The 18,520-nt window shown below is 67.1% G+C and carries 21 protein-coding genes; 14 read left to right on the plus strand and 7 right to left on the minus strand.

Annotated elements, in window-relative coordinates; genetic code table 11:
* Nucleotides 1-9: 9 nt before the first annotated feature.
* Together msrA and ACZ1A1_RS18230 are read left to right on the plus strand one after the other, a co-directional pair.
* Nucleotides 10-660: a peptide-methionine (S)-S-oxide reductase MsrA gene (gene msrA, locus ACZ1A1_RS18225; RefSeq protein WP_463621016.1), complete on the plus strand. Its 651-nt coding sequence runs from the start codon at nt 10-12 to the stop codon at nt 658-660.
* A 231-nt stretch (nt 661-891) separates the two neighbouring features.
* Nucleotides 892-1,884 carry a BMP family lipoprotein gene (locus ACZ1A1_RS18230; RefSeq protein ID WP_313195732.1) on the plus strand — a complete coding sequence of 331 codons (993 nt, stop codon included), beginning with the start codon at nt 892-894 and terminating at the stop codon, nt 1,882-1,884.
* A 57-nt stretch (nt 1,885-1,941) separates the two neighbouring features.
* Here the strand turns inward: ACZ1A1_RS18230 and ACZ1A1_RS18235 are convergent, their stop codons facing one another.
* Nucleotides 1,942-2,166, minus strand: coding sequence for a SlyX family protein (locus ACZ1A1_RS18235; protein WP_463621017.1), 225 nt, complete (start codon nt 2,164-2,166; stop codon nt 1,942-1,944).
* 158 nt (nt 2,167-2,324) lie between these two features.
* Here ACZ1A1_RS18235 and ACZ1A1_RS18240 point away from each other — a divergent pair, with 158 nt between their 5' ends.
* Genes ACZ1A1_RS18240 through deoA form a run of 7 tightly spaced genes read left to right on the plus strand, consistent with a single transcriptional unit; the run spans nt 2,325 to nt 9,239 of the window.
* Nucleotides 2,325-3,860: an ABC transporter ATP-binding protein gene (locus ACZ1A1_RS18240; protein ID WP_463621018.1), complete on the plus strand. Its 1,536-nt coding sequence runs from the start codon at nt 2,325-2,327 to the stop codon at nt 3,858-3,860.
* A complete protein-coding gene (locus ACZ1A1_RS18245) occupies nt 3,857-4,990 on the plus strand; it encodes an ABC transporter permease (RefSeq protein WP_463621019.1) in 1,134 nt (377 codons plus the stop codon). The genes ACZ1A1_RS18240 and ACZ1A1_RS18245 overlap by 4 nt, the downstream gene beginning before the upstream one ends.
* A 5-nt stretch (nt 4,991-4,995) precedes the next feature.
* Nucleotides 4,996-5,967, plus strand: coding sequence for an ABC transporter permease (locus ACZ1A1_RS18250; RefSeq protein ID WP_463621020.1), 972 nt, complete (start codon nt 4,996-4,998; stop codon nt 5,965-5,967).
* A 1-nt stretch (nt 5,968) separates the two neighbouring features.
* The gene (locus ACZ1A1_RS18255) at nt 5,969-6,361 is read left to right on the plus strand and encodes a cytidine deaminase (protein WP_463621021.1); all 393 of its coding nucleotides are present in this window, start codon (nt 5,969-5,971) and stop codon (nt 6,359-6,361) included.
* Nucleotides 6,358-7,170: a purine-nucleoside phosphorylase gene (locus tag ACZ1A1_RS18260; RefSeq protein WP_463621022.1), complete on the plus strand. Its 813-nt coding sequence runs from the start codon at nt 6,358-6,360 to the stop codon at nt 7,168-7,170. Before ACZ1A1_RS18255 ends, ACZ1A1_RS18260 begins: the two co-directional genes overlap by 4 nt.
* Nucleotides 7,163-7,924, plus strand: a complete 762-nt coding sequence (deoC, locus tag ACZ1A1_RS18265; RefSeq protein WP_463621023.1) for a deoxyribose-phosphate aldolase — start codon at nt 7,163-7,165, stop codon at nt 7,922-7,924. Before ACZ1A1_RS18260 ends, deoC begins: the two co-directional genes overlap by 8 nt.
* A gap of 1 nt (nt 7,925) precedes the next feature.
* Nucleotides 7,926-9,239, plus strand: a complete 1,314-nt coding sequence (gene deoA / locus ACZ1A1_RS18270) for a thymidine phosphorylase (RefSeq protein WP_463621024.1) — start codon at nt 7,926-7,928, stop codon at nt 9,237-9,239.
* On the opposite strand, the gene ACZ1A1_RS18275 is transcribed toward deoA, so the two are convergent.
* Together ACZ1A1_RS18275 and ACZ1A1_RS18280 are read right to left on the minus strand one after the other, a co-directional pair.
* Nucleotides 9,229-9,762: a TIGR02281 family clan AA aspartic protease gene (locus ACZ1A1_RS18275; protein WP_313195725.1), complete on the minus strand. Its 534-nt coding sequence runs from the start codon at nt 9,760-9,762 to the stop codon at nt 9,229-9,231. The genes deoA and ACZ1A1_RS18275 overlap by 11 nt on opposite strands.
* A gap of 121 nt (nt 9,763-9,883) precedes the next feature.
* Entirely contained in the window at nt 9,884-10,549 is a 666-nt protein-coding gene (locus tag ACZ1A1_RS18280; RefSeq protein WP_463621025.1) for a GntR family transcriptional regulator, read from the minus strand.
* A 186-nt stretch (nt 10,550-10,735) separates the two neighbouring features.
* On the opposite strand from ACZ1A1_RS18280, the gene ACZ1A1_RS18285 reads away from it, so the two are divergent.
* From ACZ1A1_RS18285 to ACZ1A1_RS18295, 3 genes are all read left to right on the plus strand, one after another.
* Complete coding sequence (locus ACZ1A1_RS18285; RefSeq protein ID WP_463621026.1) at nt 10,736-11,767, plus strand: trans-3-hydroxy-L-proline dehydratase; 1,032 nt, start codon at nt 10,736-10,738, stop codon at nt 11,765-11,767.
* A 393-nt stretch (nt 11,768-12,160) separates the two neighbouring features.
* Nucleotides 12,161-12,838: a FadR/GntR family transcriptional regulator gene (locus ACZ1A1_RS18290; RefSeq protein WP_463621027.1), complete on the plus strand. Its 678-nt coding sequence runs from the start codon at nt 12,161-12,163 to the stop codon at nt 12,836-12,838.
* On the plus strand, nt 12,835-14,112 hold the full coding sequence (locus tag ACZ1A1_RS18295; protein WP_463621028.1) for a CynX/NimT family MFS transporter: 1,278 nt from the start codon (nt 12,835-12,837) through the stop codon (nt 14,110-14,112). The genes ACZ1A1_RS18290 and ACZ1A1_RS18295 overlap by 4 nt, the downstream gene beginning before the upstream one ends.
* On the opposite strand, the gene ACZ1A1_RS18300 is transcribed toward ACZ1A1_RS18295, so the two are convergent.
* From ACZ1A1_RS18300 to ACZ1A1_RS18315, 4 genes are all read right to left on the minus strand, one after another.
* A complete protein-coding gene (locus ACZ1A1_RS18300; protein ID WP_463621029.1) occupies nt 14,076-14,780 on the minus strand; it encodes a 5-formyltetrahydrofolate cyclo-ligase in 705 nt (234 codons plus the stop codon). The genes ACZ1A1_RS18295 and ACZ1A1_RS18300 overlap by 37 nt on opposite strands.
* Nucleotides 14,781-14,791: 11 nt before the next feature.
* Nucleotides 14,792-15,958 carry a cystathionine gamma-synthase gene (metB, locus tag ACZ1A1_RS18305; protein WP_463621030.1) on the minus strand — a complete coding sequence of 389 codons (1,167 nt, stop codon included), beginning with the start codon at nt 15,956-15,958 and terminating at the stop codon, nt 14,792-14,794.
* A gap of 107 nt (nt 15,959-16,065) precedes the next feature.
* Nucleotides 16,066-16,413 carry a DUF488 domain-containing protein gene (locus ACZ1A1_RS18310; RefSeq protein ID WP_463621031.1) on the minus strand — a complete coding sequence of 116 codons (348 nt, stop codon included), beginning with the start codon at nt 16,411-16,413 and terminating at the stop codon, nt 16,066-16,068.
* Nucleotides 16,414-16,415: 2 nt separating this feature from the next.
* Nucleotides 16,416-17,018 (minus strand): carbonic anhydrase, encoded by a 603-nt coding sequence (locus ACZ1A1_RS18315; RefSeq protein WP_463621032.1) that lies wholly within the window; start codon nt 17,016-17,018, stop codon nt 16,416-16,418.
* A 335-nt stretch (nt 17,019-17,353) separates the two neighbouring features.
* On the opposite strand from ACZ1A1_RS18315, the gene rnk reads away from it, so the two are divergent.
* Nucleotides 17,354-17,779, plus strand: coding sequence for a nucleoside diphosphate kinase regulator (gene rnk, locus ACZ1A1_RS18320; protein ID WP_313195716.1), 426 nt, complete (start codon nt 17,354-17,356; stop codon nt 17,777-17,779).
* Between the two features lie 161 nt (nt 17,780-17,940).
* A complete protein-coding gene (locus tag ACZ1A1_RS18325) occupies nt 17,941-18,459 on the plus strand; it encodes a hypothetical protein (protein WP_463621033.1) in 519 nt (172 codons plus the stop codon).
* Nucleotides 18,460-18,520: the final 61 nt, after the last annotated feature.

Below are 18,520 nucleotides of genomic sequence, written 5' to 3' on the forward strand. Positions count from 1 at the left end.
GAGACCCCGATGTTCCTGATCGACATGTTCAACAAGAAGACCGTCATGCCCGCGCCCGAGGCGGCCCTTCCCGGGCGCGACGCGCCCATCCCGACATCCGCCACGCATTTCGTCAACGGGCGCGCGCTGAAGGGGCCTTATCCGGCGGGCTTCAAGACCGTGCTGCTCGGCATGGGCTGCTTCTGGGGCGCCGAGCGGCTGCTCTGGCAGATCCCCGGCGTGTGGGTGACGGCGGCCGGCTATTCCGGCGGCTTCACGCCCAACCCGACCTATCACGAGACGACCACCGGCCTGACGGGCCATACGGAAGTGGTGCTCGTCGTCTACGACCCCGCCGAGGTCTCTCTCGAAACCCTTTTGAAGGCCTTCTTCGAGGCGCACGACCCGACCCAGGGCATGCGCCAGGGAAACGATATCGGCACCACCTACCGCTCGGCGATCTATCTCGAGAACGAGGCGGACCTTCAGACGGCACGGCATGCGCGCGACGTCTACCAGGCGGCGCTGACGGCGGCGGGGCGGACGGATCGCATCACCACGGAGATCGCCGCGGCCGGGCCGTTCTACTTCGCCGAGGATGTGCACCAGCAGTATCTCGCCAAGAATCCGGGCGGTTATTGCGGCTTGCGCGGCACCGGCGTCTCCTGCGCCATCGGCTGAGCATAGCCAGCGTTTTCAACAGGTTCGGGCCACCGCGAACGAGGTTTTCCACCTCCGGTCGCGGTGGTCCCGCATTTTTTACCAACTGAAAAATTTCTGGTGAATTTTTTCGTGAGGCGTGCAAGGATGCCGCCAGCCTGACCCAAGGCAACGGGTCGGTGGCTCCGTCGCGCGCCTGTCATGCGCTGCGCGGAAGGTCCCTATAAGATCAATAGCGAACAGGGCTGCACAATGAAAAAAACCCTTCTCACCCTTCTTGCCACGGCCGCCATGTCGGCCAGCGCGCTCGCCGCGGACATCAAGCCGGCGATCATCTATGACCTCGGCGGCAAGTTCGACAAGTCGTTCAACGAAGCGGCCTTCAACGGCGCGGAAAAGTTCAAGGCCGAGACGGGCATCGAATACCGCGATTTCGAAATCGCCAACGACGCGCAGCGCGAGCAGGCCCTTCGCCGCTTCGCCAGCGACGGCAACAACCCGATCGTCATGGCCGGCTTCTCCTGGGCCGCGCAGCTCGAGAAGGTCGCGGCGGAATATCCCGACACCAAGTTCGCCATCATCGACATGGTCCTCGACAAGCCGAACGTCCGTTCGGTCGTCTTCAAGGAGGAAGAGGGCGGCTGGCTCGCCGGCATCCTCGCCGGCATGGCGTCCAAGACCAAGACCGTCAGCTTCGTCGGCGGCATGGACATCCCGCTGATCCACAAGTTCGCCTGCGGCTATATCGGCGGCGTGAAGTCGCTCGGTTCCGACTACAACGTCCTCGAAGCCTATACGGGCACGACGCCGGATGCCTGGAACGACCCGGTCAAGGGCGGCGAGATCGCCAAGTCGCAGTTCGACCAGGGTTCGGACGTGGTCTACCACGCTGCCGGCGGCACAGGCGTCGGCGTCCTGCAGGCCGCGGCCGATGCAGGCAAGCTCGGCATCGGCGTCGATTCCAACCAGAACGGCCTGCATCCGGGCAAGGTGCTGACCTCGATGGTCAAGCGCGTCGACGTCGCCGTCTACGATGCCTTCATGTCGGCCAAGGACGACAAGTTCCAGCCCGGCGTCAACGTGCTCGGCCTCAAGGAGAACGGCGTCGACGTCGCCATGGACGAGAACAATGCCCCGCTCATCACCCCGGAAATGAAGGCCGCCATCGACAAGGCGCGCGCCGACATCATCTCCGGCGCGGTACAGGTGCACGACTACATGTCGGACGAGACCTGCCCCTACTAAGGCCCATCGAACGGCCCGCTTGCATCGTCGCAAGCGGGCCGATTCCGTCCTGCATGCTCAATAATGCGGCGGGCGGGTGATGGCCGGGGCATCGAGAGACCCCTCTTCCAATGCGAGGAAACGTTCCGTGAGCCGGTCGAGCTTCGACCGCAGCTGCTCGACGACGCGCCATTGCTCGGCGAGCTGGTCGGAAAGCTCCTCGATCGTATGCGCCTGATGGGCGACATGCTCCTCCAGGCGGGCGATGCGGTCAGCCTGGCTGTCTTGGGAAGGGTGGGACATGGTCGGGGCTCTCCTCATCGGTCGGGGCCGGTCGAACGAGCTATAGCGGCCCCGGACGGCCCCCGCAATCGGACTGGACAAGCGCTGCGGAAGCAACAAGACTAAGACCGATCGGCCGGACGGCCGCCGGCCCGGAATCCCCGTAAGAGTGGATCGTCATGAACGAACTGGCAATCGAACTGAAGGGCATCGACAAGAGCTTCGGCCTCGTCCACGCCAACCGGAACATCGACCTGAAGGTCCGCAAGGGCACCATTCACGGCATCATCGGCGAAAACGGCGCCGGCAAATCCACCCTCATGTCGATCCTCTACGGCTTCTACCAGGCCGACCACGGCGACATCGTGATCGACGGGCAGAAGGCCGATATCCGCGATCCCAATGCCGCCATCGCGGCCGGCATCGGCATGGTGCACCAGCACTTCATGCTGGTCGAGAACTTCACGGTGCTGGAGAACATCATGCTCGGCGCGGAGGAAAGCCAGATCCTCAATGCCGGCATCACCAAGGCGCGCGCCGAGCTGAAGCGGCTGGAGAAGGAATATGCGCTGGAGGTCGATCCCGACGCCGTGATCGAGGAACTGCCGGTCGGCATCCAGCAGCGCGTGGAAATTTTGAAAGCCCTCTACCGCAAGGCCGACATCCTCATCCTCGACGAGCCGACGGGCGTGCTCACGCCGGCCGAGGCCGACCATCTCTTCCGCATCCTCCAGCAATTGAAGGAGCAGGGAAAGACCGTCCTCCTCATCACCCACAAGCTGCGCGAGATCATGGCGATCACCGACGAGGTCTCCGTCATGCGCCGCGGCGAGATGGTGGCGACGCGCACGACGAAGGAAACCTCCGTCGAGGAGCTGGCCGAGCTGATGGTCGGCCGCCGCGTCCTCCTGCGCGTCGAGAAGGGCGAGGCCAAGCCCGCCGACGTCAAGCTCTCGGTGAAGAACCTCACCGTGCGCGACAGCCGCGGCGTCACCATGGTCGACGACGTCTCCTTCGATATCCGCGCCGGCGAGATCGTCGGCATCGCGGGCGTTGCCGGCAACGGCCAGTCGGAGCTGCTGGAGGCGATCTCCGGCATCCGCCGCGCCACGGGCGGCACCGTGCTGCTCAATGGCAGCCCCGTCGACGTGACCGGCAATGCGGACCCGGCGGCGCTGCGCAAGCGGGGCCTCGCCCATGTGCCGGAAGACCGCCACCATGTCGGCCTCGTCCTGAAGTTCGACGAGAGCGAGAACGCCATCCTCGGCTATCACGACGATCCGAAATACCGCAAGGGCCTGCTGCTCGACATCGAAGCCATCCGCGCCGAGGCGGAGGAGAAGATCGCCGCCTACGACATCCGCCCGCCGAACCCACGGCTGAAGACCGCCAATTTCTCCGGCGGCAACCAGCAGAAGATCGTGCTGGCGCGCGAGATGGAACGCAATCCGGACGTGCTGATCATCGGCCAGCCGACGCGCGGCGTCGATGTCGGCGCCATCGAATTCATCCACAGGCGCATCATCGAAATGCGCGACCAGGGCAAGGCGGTGCTGCTCGTCTCCGTCGAGCTCGACGAGATTCGCGCGCTGTCCGACCGCATCCTGGTGATGTTCGCCGGCCGCGTCGTCGGCGAGCGCGCGCCCGATGCCTCTGAAGGAGAACTCGGCCTTCTGATGGCCGGCGTGGAAGGCTCGAAGGAGGCCGCCGAATGAGTGTTCCCTATGCGAAGCTGCCGGCCTGGGCGGAATATGGCCTGATCCCGCTGGTCAACCTCGCCGTCGCCTTCCTGATCTCCGGCCTCGTCGTCCTCATCGTCGGCGAAAGCCCGCTGGAGGCGGCCTATCACATGGTCAACGGCGCTTTCGGCCGCGGCGAATATATCGGCTTCACGCTCTATTATACGACAACCTTCATCTTCACCGGACTTGCCGTAGCGGTCGCCTTCCATTGCGGTCTCTTCAACATCGGCGGCGAGGGGCAGGCCTATATCGGCGGCATCGGCGTGACGCTGGCCTGCCTTGCCTTCGACCATACGCTGCCCTGGTATCTGCTCTTCCCCATCGCCATTGCCGGCGCCGCCTTCTTCGGCGCGCTCTGGGCGCTGATCCCCGGCTGGCTGCAGGCCAAGCGCGGCAGCCATATCGTCATCACGACGATCATGTTCAACTTCATCGCCGCGAGCCTGATGAACTACCTGCTCAACAAGGTGTTCAAGCCGCTCGGCTCCATGTCGCTCGAAACGCGCACCTTCGATGCGGGCGGCCAGCTTCCCAAGCTCGACTGGCTGATGAATATCTTCGGGCTTTCCGTCGGCACCGCGCCGTTCAACATCTCCTTCCTGCTGGCGCTTGTCGCCGCCTTCGGCGTCTGGGTGCTGATCTGGCGCACCAGGCTCGGCTACGAGATGCGCACCATGGGCCACAGCCCCGCCGCCGCGCGCTATGCCGGCATCAAGGAATCGCGGATCATCATCATCACCATGATGATCTCCGGCGGCCTTGCCGGCATGATGGCGCTGAACCCGATCATGGGCGAGCAGTTCCGCATGCAGCTCGATTTCGTGCAGGGCGCCGGCTTCGTCGGCATCGCCGTGGCGCTGATGGGCCGCTCGCATCCGGCGGGCATCATTCCCGCCGCCCTCCTCTTCGGCATGCTCTACCAGGGCGGGGCGGAGATCTCCTTCGAGATGCCCTCCATCTCGCGCGACATGATCGTCATCATCCAGGGCCTCGTGATCCTCTTCGCCGGCGCGCTCGAGCACATGTTCCGCCCGGCCATCACGCGGATCATCCTCGGCCTTTCGCCGAAGACCCGCGACGTCGCCGCCACCAAGGGAGCCTGATCGCCATGGATTTCTTTCAGGTCTTCATCGAGCTGGCGCAATCGACCGTCCGCCTTTCGACGCCGCTGATCCTCGCCGCGCTTGCCGGCCTCTTCACCGAGCGGGCCGGCGTCTTCGACATCGGCCTCGAAGGCAAGATGCTGGGCGCGGCCTTCGCCGCGGGCACCGTCTCCTATCTCACCCAATCGGTGGTAATGGGGCTTTCGGCCGCCATCCTCATCTCCGTGCTGCTCTCGCTGGTGCACGGCTATGCCTCGATCACCCAGCGCGGCAGCCAGATCGTCTCGGGCGTCGCCATCAACTTCGTCGTCGCCGGCGCCACCGTCATCCTCGGCCAGGCCTGGTTCGGCCAGGGCGGGCGCACCCCGGCGCTTTCCGACAGCGGCCGCTTCGGCACGATCAGGCTGCCGTTTGCGGATGCCGTCCGCGACGTGCCGGTCCTCGGCCCGATCTATTCGGGCCTGCTCTCCGGCCATTCGCCGCTCACCTGGCTCGCCTTCCTGATGGTGCCGGTGAGCTGGTGGATCCTCTACCGCACGCGCTTCGGCCTTCGCCTGCGCGCCGTCGGCGAGAATCCGGGCGCGGTCGATACCGCCGGCATCTCGGTGCTCTGGCTGCGCTACCGCGCGGTCATCTGCTGCGGCATCCTGTGCGGCATTGCCGGCGCCTACCTGTCGCTGGCGGCCAATGCCGGCTTCACCAAGGGCATGACGGCGGGCAAGGGCTATATCGCGCTCGCCGCCCTCATCTTCGCCAAGTGGCGGCCGAAGAACATCCTCTTCGCCTGCCTGCTCTTCGGCTTCCTCGACGCCTTCGCCATCCGCTACCAGGGCTACGCCTTCCCGCTGATCGGCAAGGTGCCGGTGCAATTGATGCAGGCGCTGCCCTATATCCTGACGGTGATCCTGCTTGCGGGCTTCATCGGCAAGGCCATTCCGCCCAAGGCCGGCGGCGTGCCCTACGTCAAGGAGCGATAGAATGTCCCACGACCTCTTCGAGGCGGCGCGCGCGGCCATGCGCCTCGCCTATGCGCCCTATTCCAAGTTCCCGGTCGGCGCGGCGATCCGCGCCGAGGACGGCAAGATCTATGCCGGCGCCAATATCGAGAACATCTCCTTCCCGCAGGGCTGGTGCGCCGAGCCGACCGCGATCAGCCAGATGATCATGGGCGGGGCGAAGACGATCGTCGAGATGGCCGTCATCGCGGAAAAGCTGCCGCTCTGCCCGCCCTGCGGCGGCTGCCGGCAGAAGATCGCGGAATTCGCCGCGGCGAAGACGCCGATCTATCTCTGCGACGAGACCGGCGTGAAGAAGACCATGACCATGGAAGACCTGCTGCCGCACGGCTTTGCGACGGACACGATCGGATGAGCGCGGCAACCACCGACCTCCTGATCTCCCGCCTCGGCGGCGTCGCGCCGCGCTACGGCATCGTGCTCGGCTCGGGCCTCGGCGCGCTGGTGGAGGCCGTGCGCGACCCGTTGCGCATCCCCTATTCCGACCTGCCGAGCTTTCCGCAGAGCAGCGTCTCGGGCCATGCCGGCGAAATGGTCATCGGCTTTCTCGGCGCGGTGCCGGTCGTCATGCTGTCCGGCCGGGTGCACTATTACGAGCGGGGCGATGCCAATGCCATGCGCACGCCCATCGAAGTACTCAAGGGGCTCGGCGTCACATCGCTGATCCTCACCAATTCGGCCGGCTCGCTGCGCGAGGACATGCCGCCCGGCTCGGTGATGCGCATTGCCGACCACATCAATTTCTCCGGCACCAACCCGCTGATCGGCATCGAGAGCGACGACCGCTTCGTCGGCATGACGAACGCCTATGACGCGGACCTTGCCGCGCGCATGGAGGCGACCGCGGCGAAGCTCGACATCCCGCTTTCGAGCGGTGTCTACATGTGGTTCTCGGGCCCGAGCTTCGAGACGCCGGCGGAGATTCGGATGGCGCGCGTCCTCGGCGCGGATGCCGTCGGCATGTCGACCGTGCCGGAAGTGCTGATCGCTCGGCATATCGGCCTCAGGGTCGCGGCCGCCTCGGTCATCACCAATTTCGGCGCCGGCATGACGGGCGCCGAGCTCAGCCATCACGAAACGAAGGACATGGCCCCGATCGGCGGAAAGCGGCTTGCCGCCATCCTCGCCGGGATGATCGCGGGCGGAGACGAAGACCATGCATGAGGATACGGCGAAGGCAGCCCTTTCGCTGCTCGACCTGACCGACCTGAGCGACACCTGCGACGAAGCCGCCATCGAGACGCTGTGCGACAAGGCGCAGACGCCGTTCGGCACGGTTGCCGCCATCTGCATCTGGCCGCGCTTCGTGGCCAAGGCGCGCGGCATCCTCGGCGCCGGCCATGCGGTGAAGATCGCGACCGTCGTCAACTTCCCCTCCGGCGACCTGCCGGTCGCCGCGGTCGTCGCCGAGACGCGGCAGGCGATCGCCGATGGCGCCGACGAGATCGACCTCGTCATTCCCTATCGCGCGTTCATCACCGGCGACGAAGAGGCCGTGACGGAAATGGTGACGGCCGTGCGAGCCGCCTGCCCGCCGCCCGTTCTTCTCAAGACCATCCTGGAGACCGGCGAGCTCAAGGACCCGGCCCTGATCCGCGAGGCCTCCGACCTTGCCATTGAAGCCGGCAGCGACTTCATCAAGACCTCCACCGGCAAGGCCGCCGTCAATGCCACGCTACAGGCCGCCGCGATCATGCTGAATGCCATCAAGTCGAGCGGCAAGCCTGTCGGCTTCAAGCCGGCGGGCGGCGTGCGCACCGTGGCGGATGCGGGCGACTATCTCGCGCTCGCCGCCACGATCCTTGGCGAAGGCTGGGCGACGCCGAAGACCTTCCGCTTCGGCGCATCCGGCCTCCTCGACGATATTCTCGCCGTACTCGGCGGCAAGCCCGCGTCCGTGGCGCGCGCGGGCTACTGAGATGCTGCCGCAGGAGACGATCCGCCGCAAGCGCAACGGCGAGCCGCTCTCCCGCGCGGAGATCGCCCGCTTCGTCGCCGGCATCACGGACGGCAGCGTCTCCGAGGGGCAGGTGGCGGCCTTCGCCATGGCGGTCTGGTTCAAGGGCATGGCGCGCGAGGAGACCGTCGCACTGACGCTCGCCATGCGCGATTCGGGCGACGTGCTCGACTGGTCCGGCATCGACCGGCCGATCGCCGACAAACACTCCACTGGCGGCGTCGGCGACAATGTCTCGCTGATGCTGGCCCCCATCGCGGCGGCCTGCGGCCTTGCCGTGCCGATGATCTCCGGCCGTGGTCTCGGCCATACCGGCGGCACGCTCGACAAGCTGGAATCGATTCCCGGCTATGCGATCATGCCGGCCGCCGACCTCTTCCGCCGCACGGTGAAGGATGTCGGCTGCGCGATCATCGGCCAGACGGCGGCGCTTGCGCCGGCCGACAAGCGCATCTATGCCATCCGCGACGTGACGGCGACGGTCGATTCCGTGCCGCTCATCACCGCCTCCATCCTCTCCAAGAAGCTCGCCGCAGGCCTGCAGTCGCTGGTTCTCGACGTCAAGGTCGGCAACGGCGCCTTCATGACGGATGCGGCGGAGGCCGAGACGCTGGCCCGCTCGCTGGTCGAGGTGGCGAACGGCGCCGGCGTCAGGACCGCCGCGCTCATCACCGACATGAACCAGCCGCTGGCGGACGCCGCCGGCAATGCGGTGGAGATCGCCAATTGCATCGCCTTCCTCAAGGGCGAGAAGGCCGGTACGCGGCTGGAGCGCGTCGTCCTCGCCTTCGCCGCGGAGATGCTGGTGCTCTCGGGACTGGAGACGGACCTTGCCGCCGCCGGGAGCAAGGTGGCCGGAGCGCTCGCGAGCGGCGCGGCGGCGGAAACCTTCGCCCGCATGGTGCATGCGCTGGGCGGGCCGGCCGATATTCTGAAAAGGCCGGGTGCCCATCTGGCATCGGCCCCGGTCGTCCGGCCGGTCGTCGCTGCGCAAGCCGGCTATCTTTCCGCCTGCGATACGCGCGGCCTCGGCGTTGCCGTCATCGAACTCGGCGGCGGGCGCAGCCGGCCGGACGATGCGGTCGACCACCGCGTCGGCTTCGACCGGCTGCGCCCGCTCGGAACGAAGGTGGAAAAGGGCGAGGAGATCGGCCGGGTGCATGCGGCAAGCGAGGCCGATGCGGCCCGGGCCGCCGAACGGCTCGCCGGCCTCTACCGGATCACGCCGGACGCCCCGGCGGCATTGTCCGAAATACGCGCGCGCATCAGCGCGTGAGATGCAGACGGCCGTCCTCGACCTTGTAGGAGGCGAGACCCTTCAGGAAGCTCATGCCGATCAGCGTGCCGGAGAGCGCCTTGTCGTCCAGCACCATCGCGCCGACATTCTCGATCCTCACCGGGCCGATCTCGATCCGGTCGAGCCGGACATAGGCTGCGCGCGCCTTGCCGTTCGCGGTCTCCACGGCATAGCGGAAATCGAGGTTCGCCTTGTCGATGCCGATGCGCTGGGCCGTCGAGACATTGAGGGCGACCATGCTGGCGCCCGTATCGATCATGCCCTCTTCCTTGCGGCCGTTGATGGAGAAGAGGCCGGTGAAATGGCCGTTCGCATCGGCGCCGATCACCGCGCTGCGGTTGCCGGTGTAGCGCGCCGCGTCGGCCGCCGGCACGGATGCCTTTTCGACCTGCGCCGGCGAAGCGGTCGCGCTCTGGTCCAGATAGCGGGTCGCAAGACCGGGCACGAAGGTAGCGGCGGCGATGGCCGAACCGACGAGAAGGACGAGGCTGCGAACGAACATGGGACGGTCTCCGGAAGGATCTGTCCCGAAATAGCACGCCACCGGCTAACGGACGGCAAAAGGGGCGTCGAAGGGCGCCCCTCTCCACGATCTTTCGCCAACCTGGTAAACGAGACGTTAATCAGCCACGCTGCTCGCGCAGGAAGGTCATCAGCGACCTTCCGGCATCGAGGATGTGGTCGCGCGTCAGGCGCGAGGCGAGATCGGCGTCGCCCTTCCGGCAGGCGGCGAGGATCGCCTCGTGCTCGCGGCCGGCCCGCGGCACGCCGTTGGTGAAGGTGAGCTGGGCGCGCAGGTAACGGTCGATGCGGTCGAGCGAGGAACGCACGTTCTGGAGATAATAGGGGCGGTGCGAAGCCTCATAGAGCGTATAGTGGAAAAGCCGGTTGATCTCGCCCCAGCGGTGTGGGTCCGTCTCCCGGTCGAACTCGCTGCAATAGCGCTGCGCCCTCTCCAGCGTTTCCCGGTTGAGATTGGGCACGGCGACGCGCATGACCTCGGCCTCGATCAGCGCGCGGAACTCGAAGATCTCGGCGATCTCCTCGATGGAAAGGCCGGCGACGACGGCGCCCTTGTAGCGCTGGGTGGTGATGAGGCCGTGCTGCTCCAGCCGGGACAGTGCCTCGCGCACGGGAATGCGGCTGGTGTTGAACATCTGCGCGATCTCTTCCTGGCGCAGGCTCTCGCCCTCGGCAATCTCCCCCTCGATGATCGCCCTGCGCAGGGCCTCGTAGACGATGTCGGCGGCCGAAGCGGCCTGCCGGACATCGACGGCAGAAAATTTCATCACGTCCCACCCCGGTGAATTGAGGTTACGGTCATAGGTCGAAACCGGAAACGGAGCAACCGAACGGCCTTGTTCCGCAGCCGGCAGGAAACGCATTGTATATTGGATCCAATTTTTCTATGAAAGAGCGAACGCGCCGCAGGACACCTTCCCGGCGCCGAACAGCCACGAACCGGAGAGAATGCCATGCGCAGCAGCAAGGTCATCCACATCGTTTCCTGCCACGCCGAGGGCGAGGTGGGCGACGTCATCGTCGGCGGAGTCGCCCCGCCGCCCGGCAAGACGCTGTGGGAGCAGCGCAAGTTCATCGCCGAGGACAAGACCCTGCGCAACTTCGTGCTGAACGAGCCGCGCGGCGGCGTCTTCCGCCACATCAACCTCCTCGTGCCGCCGAAGGACCCGCGCGCCACGATGGGGTTCATCATCATGGAGCCGGAGGACACGCCGCCGATGTCCGGTTCCAACTCGATCTGCGTTTCCACCGTGCTGCTCGACAGCGGCATCGTGCCGATGGTCGAGCCGGAGACCCATATGGTACTGGAAGCGCCGGGCGGGCTCGTCAATGTCGTCGCCGCCTGCCGCAACGGCAAGGCCGAGCGCATCACCGTCACGAACGTGCCCTCCTTCGCCGACAAGCTGGATGCGAAGCTGGAGGTCGAAGGCCTCGGCACGCTCACCGTCGATACCGCCTATGGCGGCGACAGCTTCGTCTTCGCCGATGCGCGCGCGCTCGGTTTCGCCGTGACGCCGGACGAGGCGCGGGAACTGGCCGAGACCGGCATCCGCATCACCAAGGCCGCCAACGAGCAGCTCGGCTTCACCCATCCGGAAAACCCGGAATGGAACCACATCTCCTTCTGCCAGCTCACGCTGCCGGTGGAGGAGCGCGACGGCGCGCTGCACGGCCGCAACACGGTGGTCATCCAGCCGGCCAAGCTCGACCGCTCGCCCACCGGCACCGGCTGCTCGGCCCGCATGGCCGTGCTGCACGCCCGCGGCCAGATCAAGGTCGGACAACCCTTCTCCGGCTACTCGATCATCGATTCGCGCTTCGACTGCCGCATCGTCGGCGAGACCACCGTCGGCGGCCGGCCGGCCATCGTGCCGGAAATCTCCGGCCGCGCCTGGATCACCGGCACCAGCCAGGTGATGCTCGATCCCGACGATCCGTGGCCGGCCGGCTACCGCCTCGCCGACACCTGGCCGCGCAAACAGTAACGGCCGATGCGGCCGGCCGGAAAATAAATCCGGCGCCGCTTCTCCTGCACGTCCGGAGCTATCGCGTATGGAGTCCGACGTTGCTGCACTTCCCTTCTCCCCCGCGGGGAGAAGGTGCCGGCAGGCGGATGAGGGGGATGCCGAAGGCAGGAAAAAATCAACGGTTTCATTCGAGATGCCCCCCTCATCCGACCCTTCGGGCCACCTTCTCCCCGCGGGGAGAAGGGAAATCGGCAACGCCGAATCCCATAGGCGGCAGCTCAGCGTCCATGGAAAGGAAACCATTGCCACACCCTGCCGGGGAGAAGGAAACTTCGGAAACGGAAGAATGGCTTTGACCTTTCCGCACAATGGCGATAATCACCAAGTCATCTGATGACTTGGTGATTATCCATGCAATCCCTCAGCAAGACCAATCTCGCCGACACGGCGGCCGAGGCGATCCGTGCCGAAATCCTCGGCAGCCGCTGGGCCGTCGGCGACAAGCTGCCGAACGAGGCGACGCTTTCGGCGATGCTCTCCGTCAGCCGCAGCACCGTGCGCGAGGCGGTGCGCGTCCTCGTTTCGCAAGGCATTCTGGAGACGCGGCAGGGCTCCGGCACCTATGTGCTGTCCGCCGCCGACACGACGCGCCCGCTCGCCATGGCGCGCCATGCCGGACTTCGCGACCAGTTCGAGGCGCGGCTGGCGCTCGATGCGGAGGCCGCGCGGCTTGCCGCCCTTCGCCGCACGCCGGCCGTCGTCGCTCGCCTGCGCACCCTCCTTGCCGCGCGCGGCAATTCCGACGGCGGCGACAGGGCAGCCTTCATCGCCCGCGACCTCGCCTTCCACCAGGCCGTGATCGCCGCCTCGCAGAATGCGGTGCTGATCGGCATGTACGACTTCTTCTCCACGCTGCTCGCCGAAACCATCGAGGCGAGCCTTGGCGAAGACCTGCCCGAACCCGACATGGCGGCGCATGCCGCCATCGTCGACGCCATCGAAAGCGGCGATCCCGACGCGGCGGATGCCGCCGTGCGCCGCTTCATGGCCCCCGTCCTTTCCGCTCTCGACCGGTTGCTGCTTTCATGACCCATCCCCTTCCCGACGATCCCGGCTCCATCGACCTGATCGACGCCGAAGCCGACAGCGTGCCCGCACCGGAACCGCATCGCCCGCCGGGCACGGCGGCGCGCGTCCTGCTCGGCGCCAGCCTCGTGCTGATCGCCTTCAACCTGCGCCCGGTCTTTTCCAGCGCCTCGGCGCTGCTGCCGGAGATCCGCGACGTGCTCGGCCTTTCGCCGACCGGCGCCAGTCTGCTGACGACGCTGCCCGTCGTCTGCCTCGGCCTGTTCTCGCCGCTCGCCCCGCGCCTTGCCCAGCGCTACGGCACCGAGCGCACCCTGCTCGGCGTCGTTCTCATTCTCGCGCTCGGCACGGCGCTGCGCGGCCTTTCCTCCATTCCGCTGCTCTTTCTCGGCACGGCGCTGGCCGGCGGCTGCATCGCCGTCGGCAACGTGCTGCTGCCCGGCCTCGTCAAGCGCGACTTCCCGGACCGGGCGGCGCTGATGACCGGCTGCTACACGATGGCGCTCTGCGCGGGCGCGGCAAGCGCGGCCGGCCTGACGCTGCCCGTCGAACACGCGCTCGGCGGCTCGCTCGACGGGGCGCTGGCGATCTGGGCGCTGCCGGCGCTGCTGGTGGCGCTGCTCTGGCTGCCGCAGGTCCTTGCCAGCCGCCGACAGGTCAAGCGCACCGGCTTTCGCGTGGAGGGCCTGTGGCGCGACCGGCTCGCCTGGCACGTCACGCTCTTCATGGGCCTGCAATCGGCGCTCGCCTATTGCGTCTTCGGCTGGCTGGTGCCGATCCTGCGCGAACGGGGGCTGGACGGCGTGACCGCCGGGGCCATCGTCTCCGTCTCCGTCATGGTGCAGGCGGCCGCCTGCCTCGTAGCGCCGCATCTTGCCGTGCGCGGCAAGGACCAGCGGCTGATCAACGTCACGCTCTGCGGCTTCGCGGTCGTCGCGCTTCTCGGCCTGCTCTTCGCGCCGCTCTCCACCGTCTGGTTCTGGGCCGTGCTGCAGGGCATCGGCCAGGGCGGGCTGATCGCGGTGGCGATGACCGTCATCGTGCTGCGCACGCGCGATCCGCACATGGCGGCGCATCTTTCCGGCATGGCGCAATGCGTCGGCTACCTGCTTGCCGCCATCGGCCCGCTGATCGTCGGCCTCATCCGCGGCTGGACGGGCAGTTTCGGCTGGAGCGCGGTGCTCATCGTGCTGCTCGGCATCGGCGCGGCGATCAACGGCTGGTTCGCCGGGCGGGCACTCTACGTCAATGCCCGCACGGTGGAAACGTCCGGCTGAGGGCGGACGGTGCCCGCTTCGGTGACGATCAGGTCCATCGGGATGTCGTGCATCTGCGGATAGATCGTCGGGACCCGCGCTGCGCCGTAGCCGACGCCGATGACGCGCGGGCGGGCCGAAAGGGAAGCGAGCGTGCGGTCGAAGAAGCCGCCGCCATAGCCGAGCCGGTAGCAGGCGGGATCGTAGCCGACCACGGGGGCGATCACGACATCCGGCATGCAGGGCCGCTGCTCCGCCGGGACCGGAATGTTCCAGACGCCGCGTGCCAAAGCCTCGCCGGCCTGCCAGAGATGGAACGCCAGAGGCCGGCCCTTTTCGACCACGACAGGCAGGGCGGTGCGCCCGCCGCGGCGGGCGACCGCCTCCAGGAAGGGGCGAAGATCCGGCTCGCCGCGAAACGGCCAGTAGGCGCTGACGACGCGTCCCTCGACATCGCCGATTTCCGCAAGCACCCCGGCGGCGATGGCATCTGCCCAGCCGGCCCGCGTCTCGGCGGGCACCTTGAGGCGCGCGGCGATCAGCCGTTCCCGCTCGGCCTTGCGCCAGCGGTCGACGTCCGTCCAGGCCTGCAGGTCGAGCGGTCCCGGCAGGCCGGAATAGGCCGGCTCGACCTCGTGCAGGAAACAGGCCGGGGATGCAAAGCTGCCGGGCGTATCGTCGTCGGCCATCGCGTCTCTCCTCAGCAGGCCGAAAGGCCCGCCTCGAGCCCGGCCAGAAGATCATCGACATGTTCGAGCCCGACGGAAAGCCGGAGCAGCCCGTCGCCTATACCGGCCCGGGCGCGGGCGTCGGCGCCCATGTCGACATGGGTCATGGTCGCCGGATGCGCCACGAGGCTTTCGACCCCACCGAGCGATTCGGCGAGCGTGAAGACCCGGACCGCCCGCACGAAGCGCCGCACCGCCGGCTCGCCGCCGGCAAGCTCGAAGCTCATCATGGCACCGAAACCCTGCTGCTGTCTTGCGGCAAGGTCGTGATCGGGATGATCGGCAAGGCCGGGATAGTGCACGCGAGCGACGGCGGGGTGGGCGACGAGCCGTTCGGCGATCGCCATCGCGTTCCTCTCCTGCCCCGCCATGCGGGCGAAAAGCGTGCGAAGGCCGCGCAGGGTCAGCCAGGAATCGAAGGGCGCGGCGATGGCTCCGGTGACATTGGCCCAATGGCGCAGCGCCCGCGCCTCCTCGGCATCCGCGGCGATCACCGCGCCGGCGATGACATCGGAATGGCCGTTGAGGAACTTCGTCGTCGAATGCAACGCATAATCCGCGCCGAGCGACAGCGGCTTCTGTAGGGCCGACGACAGGAAGGTGTTGTCGACGGCGACGCGCGCGCCCGCCGCCTTGGCGAAGGCGGAAAGGGCCGCGATATCCACGACGCGCATCAAAGGATTGCTCGGCGTCTCGATCAGCACCAGCGCCGGATGGTCCCAGAGCCGCGTCTTGAAGGCTTCCATGTCCGACTGGTCGACCAGCCGCAGCCGGATCTGGCCGAGCTCGGCGCGCGCCTTCAGGAGCCGCATCGTGCCGCCATAGCAATCGTGCGGCGCAAGGACGAGGCTGCCGACGGGAAGCCGGCCGAGGAGAAGGTCGACGGCGGCCATGCCGCTCGGCGTCAGCACTGCGCCTGCCCCGCCTTCCAGCTTCGCGATCGCCTCGGCCAGGAGGTCGCGCGTCGGGTTGCCGACGCGGCCGTAGTCATAGGCGCGCGGCGTGTCGAAATCGGCGAACTGGTAGGTGCTGGAAAGATAGAGCGGCGGCGCGATCGCGCCGAAGGCGGTATCGCTCGCCACGCCATGCGCCGCGGCAACGGTTTCCGGTTGAACTTCGATTGCCGTTCGCTCGGACATCGCTGCTGCTCCTCCTGTTGAAGGAGAAAAATGGCGGCGATGCCGATCCCTGACAAATGAATTTTATTGCCGTTTGACTGCAAGAACGTTGCAGTCAAACGCGAGCGTCACGGATTTTCCCTCAGGAAGTCGGCAAGCACGGCCGCGTGGTTGAATTCGCGGTTGCGCGAGCCGTAGAGAAGCGTGACGGGGCCGGCTGCGACATGTTCGCGCAGGGCTGCCACCGCCGGATTATCGGCAAGCTCCTCGCGGTAGCGCTTCCGGAATTCGGCCCAGCGCTCCGGCCTGTGGTCGAACCATTTGCGCAAGGCAGGTGTCGGCGCCACGTCCTTCATCCACTCGTCGAACGCCGCTTTCTCCCTGGAAATGCCGCGCGGCCAGAGCCGGTCGACCAGGATGCGCTCGCCGTCGTCGGGGCCTGGCTCGTCATAGACGCGCTTGATGTGCAGGAACATGGCTAACCGCCCTTTCCGCCGCGCACCGTACACTGAAGATCGGAAAGCAGCCCGTCCTTCAGGCCGTAGACCCAGCCGTGGATGGACACGTCCCGCCCGGCCTGCCATGCCGCCTGGAGGGTCGGCGTGCGGGCGAGGCGCTCGACCTGCGCGGCGACCGAGACCTCGCAGAGCCGGTCGAGGTCGGCATCGCTCCAGCCCCCGCATTCCCGGCATTCGAAGCGCCGGTCCGCCACGTCGCGCACCGGCTGGAGCCAATGGTCGATCAGCCCGAAACGCTCGCCGCTGACCGCCGCGCGGATGCCGCCGCAGCCATAGTGCCCGCAGATGATGATGTGCTTCACGCCGAGCTGGTGCACGGCATATTCGACCACCGACAGCATGTTGAGGTCGGCGGGATGGATGAGGTTGGCGACATTGCGATGCACGAAGACCTCGCCCGGCTCCAGCCCGGCGATCACATTGGCCGGCACGCGGCTGTCGGAACAGCCGATCCAGAGATATTCCGGCTGCTGCAACTTCGAGAGACGGTCGAAATAGTCGGCCCGCTCCACCTTGCGCTCGGCAGACCACGCTCTGTTCCTGACGAAAAGGTCCTCGATCATGCTCTGCCTTTCTTTCGGGGGGATTGGCGGCGATCTTTCGCCCATAGCTGGCTTCTGTCAAACCGGCAGGGCGTCGCAGGGGCGGCGCTTGACTTGCCCCTGCCCTAACCCCATCATAAGGGCATGATGACGACGCACGACCTTGCCCGATTCCTGAAACGGTTGTTTCCTCTCGCAGGATACTAGCCCCTCGGCTTGGTCGCGTCGCGCCCCGGCCGCGGGGCGATAGCGGTTCCGTGATTTTCGAGAACCGCGCCAAAATTGCGCGACATCATTTCTCAGTTTTCTTCATTCCTGCGAGCCCTCCGGGCCGCATGGACCCGTGCGAGGCCACCATGACCGCCACCAAGACCAAGGGCCGCCGGCCCTCCATCACCATCGCCCGTTCCGAGCACGCGCGTCTTTCCAACCTCGCCGACATGCTGGCCGAGCGCGATCCGCACGCCGCCGAGCAGCTTGCCGTCGAGCTCGACCGGGCGAAGATCGTCGACGACGCCCGCATGGCGCCGGGCGTGATGCGCATCGGCTCCACCGCCGAATTCCAGATCGACGACGAGGCGCCGCAGACCGCCGAGCTCGTCTTCCCGAAGGATGCCGACATTTCGCGCCAGCGCATCTCCGTGCTGACGCCGGTCGGCGCCGCGCTTCTGGGCCTTTCCGCCGGCCAGTCCATCGAATGGGCCGCCCGGGACGGGCGCGTGCGCCGCCTCAATGTCATCGCCGTCCATGCCGGCGCGCCGGACACGGCCCGCGCCTCCTGAGGCCCTTCGCCATGAAGTTCCTGTCCTTTTCCCAGTCCGGGCGCATCGGAGGTTGCCTCGTCGCAGGATCGTGACCCCCTGCGCCGCATGCGCGGCCAGGGGGCGTCTCCACCATGAAAGAGGACACCCCGCTTGATACGCGGGAAGGATGGAGAATGACGATGGGACGGGAACCCGGATTGCTCACGGCGCGGGACGGCTATGTGCTGGAAAAGCTGCTGCACGACCGGCCGCCGCTGACGGACGAATGGCAAAGGCTGCTGAAGCGCAAGCTTTCGCTGGGGCGCCTGCCCCGCGATATCCCGCTGCCGGCGGGGCTTGCGACGGTCGACGCGCGCATCACCTTCCGCTGCGCCAGCGGGCTGACCGACAGCCGCACGCTCTGCCTGCCGCGCATCTATGCGCCGGGCAGCGCCTTCCTGCCCGTCACCACCTTCTACGGCCTTGCCCTCCTCGGGCTGCGCGAGGGCGAGACGATCCATTTCGACCGGCCGGAGGGACGGCACGACTGGCTGATGCTGGAAAAGGTACACTACCAGCCGGCCGCCGCGGAGATACCCGATCTGGCGCGCGGCGCCCGGCCGGCATTCCGGCTGATTGCAGGCGGGCTTGAGGGACGCGCCTTCGTCGCCGCCAACGAAAACGGCCCCGGACCGGGTCCGGGGCCGTCGGCTGCATGAGGCCGGGAATGCGGCGGTACAAAGAGCCGAAGCGTTTTCGCGATTCGGAGAAACGCGAAAA

It is taken from the genome of Shinella sp. R2-11 (genome assembly GCF_055330205.1).

What these genes read in the sequence shown, in the direction of transcription:
- ACZ1A1_RS18230 (WP_313195732.1), top strand. Translation starts at nt 892, where the DNA reads ATGAAAAAAACCCTTCTCACCCTTCTTGCCACGGCCGCCATGTCGGCC.
- ACZ1A1_RS18250 (WP_463621020.1), top strand. Translation starts at nt 4,996, where the DNA reads ATGGATTTCTTTCAGGTCTTCATCGAGCTGGCGCAATCGACCGTCCGC.
- ACZ1A1_RS18255 (WP_463621021.1), top strand. Translation starts at nt 5,969, where the DNA reads ATGTCCCACGACCTCTTCGAGGCGGCGCGCGCGGCCATGCGCCTCGCC.
- ACZ1A1_RS18285 (WP_463621026.1), top strand. Translation starts at nt 10,736, where the DNA reads ATGCGCAGCAGCAAGGTCATCCACATCGTTTCCTGCCACGCCGAGGGC.
- metB (WP_463621030.1), bottom strand. Translation starts at nt 15,958, where the DNA reads ATGTCCGAGCGAACGGCAATCGAAGTTCAACCGGAAACCGTTGCCGCG.
- ACZ1A1_RS18325 (WP_463621033.1), top strand. Translation starts at nt 17,941, where the DNA reads ATGGGACGGGAACCCGGATTGCTCACGGCGCGGGACGGCTATGTGCTG.
- ACZ1A1_RS18235 (WP_463621017.1), bottom strand. Translation starts at nt 2,166, where the DNA reads ATGTCCCACCCTTCCCAAGACAGCCAGGCTGACCGCATCGCCCGCCTG.
- rnk (WP_313195716.1), top strand. Translation starts at nt 17,354, where the DNA reads ATGACCGCCACCAAGACCAAGGGCCGCCGGCCCTCCATCACCATCGCC.
- ACZ1A1_RS18245 (WP_463621019.1), top strand. Translation starts at nt 3,857, where the DNA reads ATGAGTGTTCCCTATGCGAAGCTGCCGGCCTGGGCGGAATATGGCCTG.
- ACZ1A1_RS18240 (WP_463621018.1), top strand. Translation starts at nt 2,325, where the DNA reads ATGAACGAACTGGCAATCGAACTGAAGGGCATCGACAAGAGCTTCGGC.
- ACZ1A1_RS18275 (WP_313195725.1), bottom strand. Translation starts at nt 9,762, where the DNA reads ATGTTCGTTCGCAGCCTCGTCCTTCTCGTCGGTTCGGCCATCGCCGCC.
- ACZ1A1_RS18310 (WP_463621031.1), bottom strand. Translation starts at nt 16,413, where the DNA reads ATGTTCCTGCACATCAAGCGCGTCTATGACGAGCCAGGCCCCGACGAC.
- ACZ1A1_RS18260 (WP_463621022.1), top strand. Translation starts at nt 6,358, where the DNA reads ATGAGCGCGGCAACCACCGACCTCCTGATCTCCCGCCTCGGCGGCGTC.
- ACZ1A1_RS18280 (WP_463621025.1), bottom strand. Translation starts at nt 10,549, where the DNA reads ATGAAATTTTCTGCCGTCGATGTCCGGCAGGCCGCTTCGGCCGCCGAC.
- deoA (WP_463621024.1), top strand. Translation starts at nt 7,926, where the DNA reads ATGCTGCCGCAGGAGACGATCCGCCGCAAGCGCAACGGCGAGCCGCTC.
- ACZ1A1_RS18290 (WP_463621027.1), top strand. Translation starts at nt 12,161, where the DNA reads ATGCAATCCCTCAGCAAGACCAATCTCGCCGACACGGCGGCCGAGGCG.
- ACZ1A1_RS18315 (WP_463621032.1), bottom strand. Translation starts at nt 17,018, where the DNA reads ATGATCGAGGACCTTTTCGTCAGGAACAGAGCGTGGTCTGCCGAGCGC.
- ACZ1A1_RS18295 (WP_463621028.1), top strand. Translation starts at nt 12,835, where the DNA reads ATGACCCATCCCCTTCCCGACGATCCCGGCTCCATCGACCTGATCGAC.
- msrA (WP_463621016.1), top strand. Translation starts at nt 10, where the DNA reads ATGTTCCTGATCGACATGTTCAACAAGAAGACCGTCATGCCCGCGCCC.
- ACZ1A1_RS18300 (WP_463621029.1), bottom strand. Translation starts at nt 14,780, where the DNA reads ATGGCCGACGACGATACGCCCGGCAGCTTTGCATCCCCGGCCTGTTTC.
- deoC (WP_463621023.1), top strand. Translation starts at nt 7,163, where the DNA reads ATGCATGAGGATACGGCGAAGGCAGCCCTTTCGCTGCTCGACCTGACC.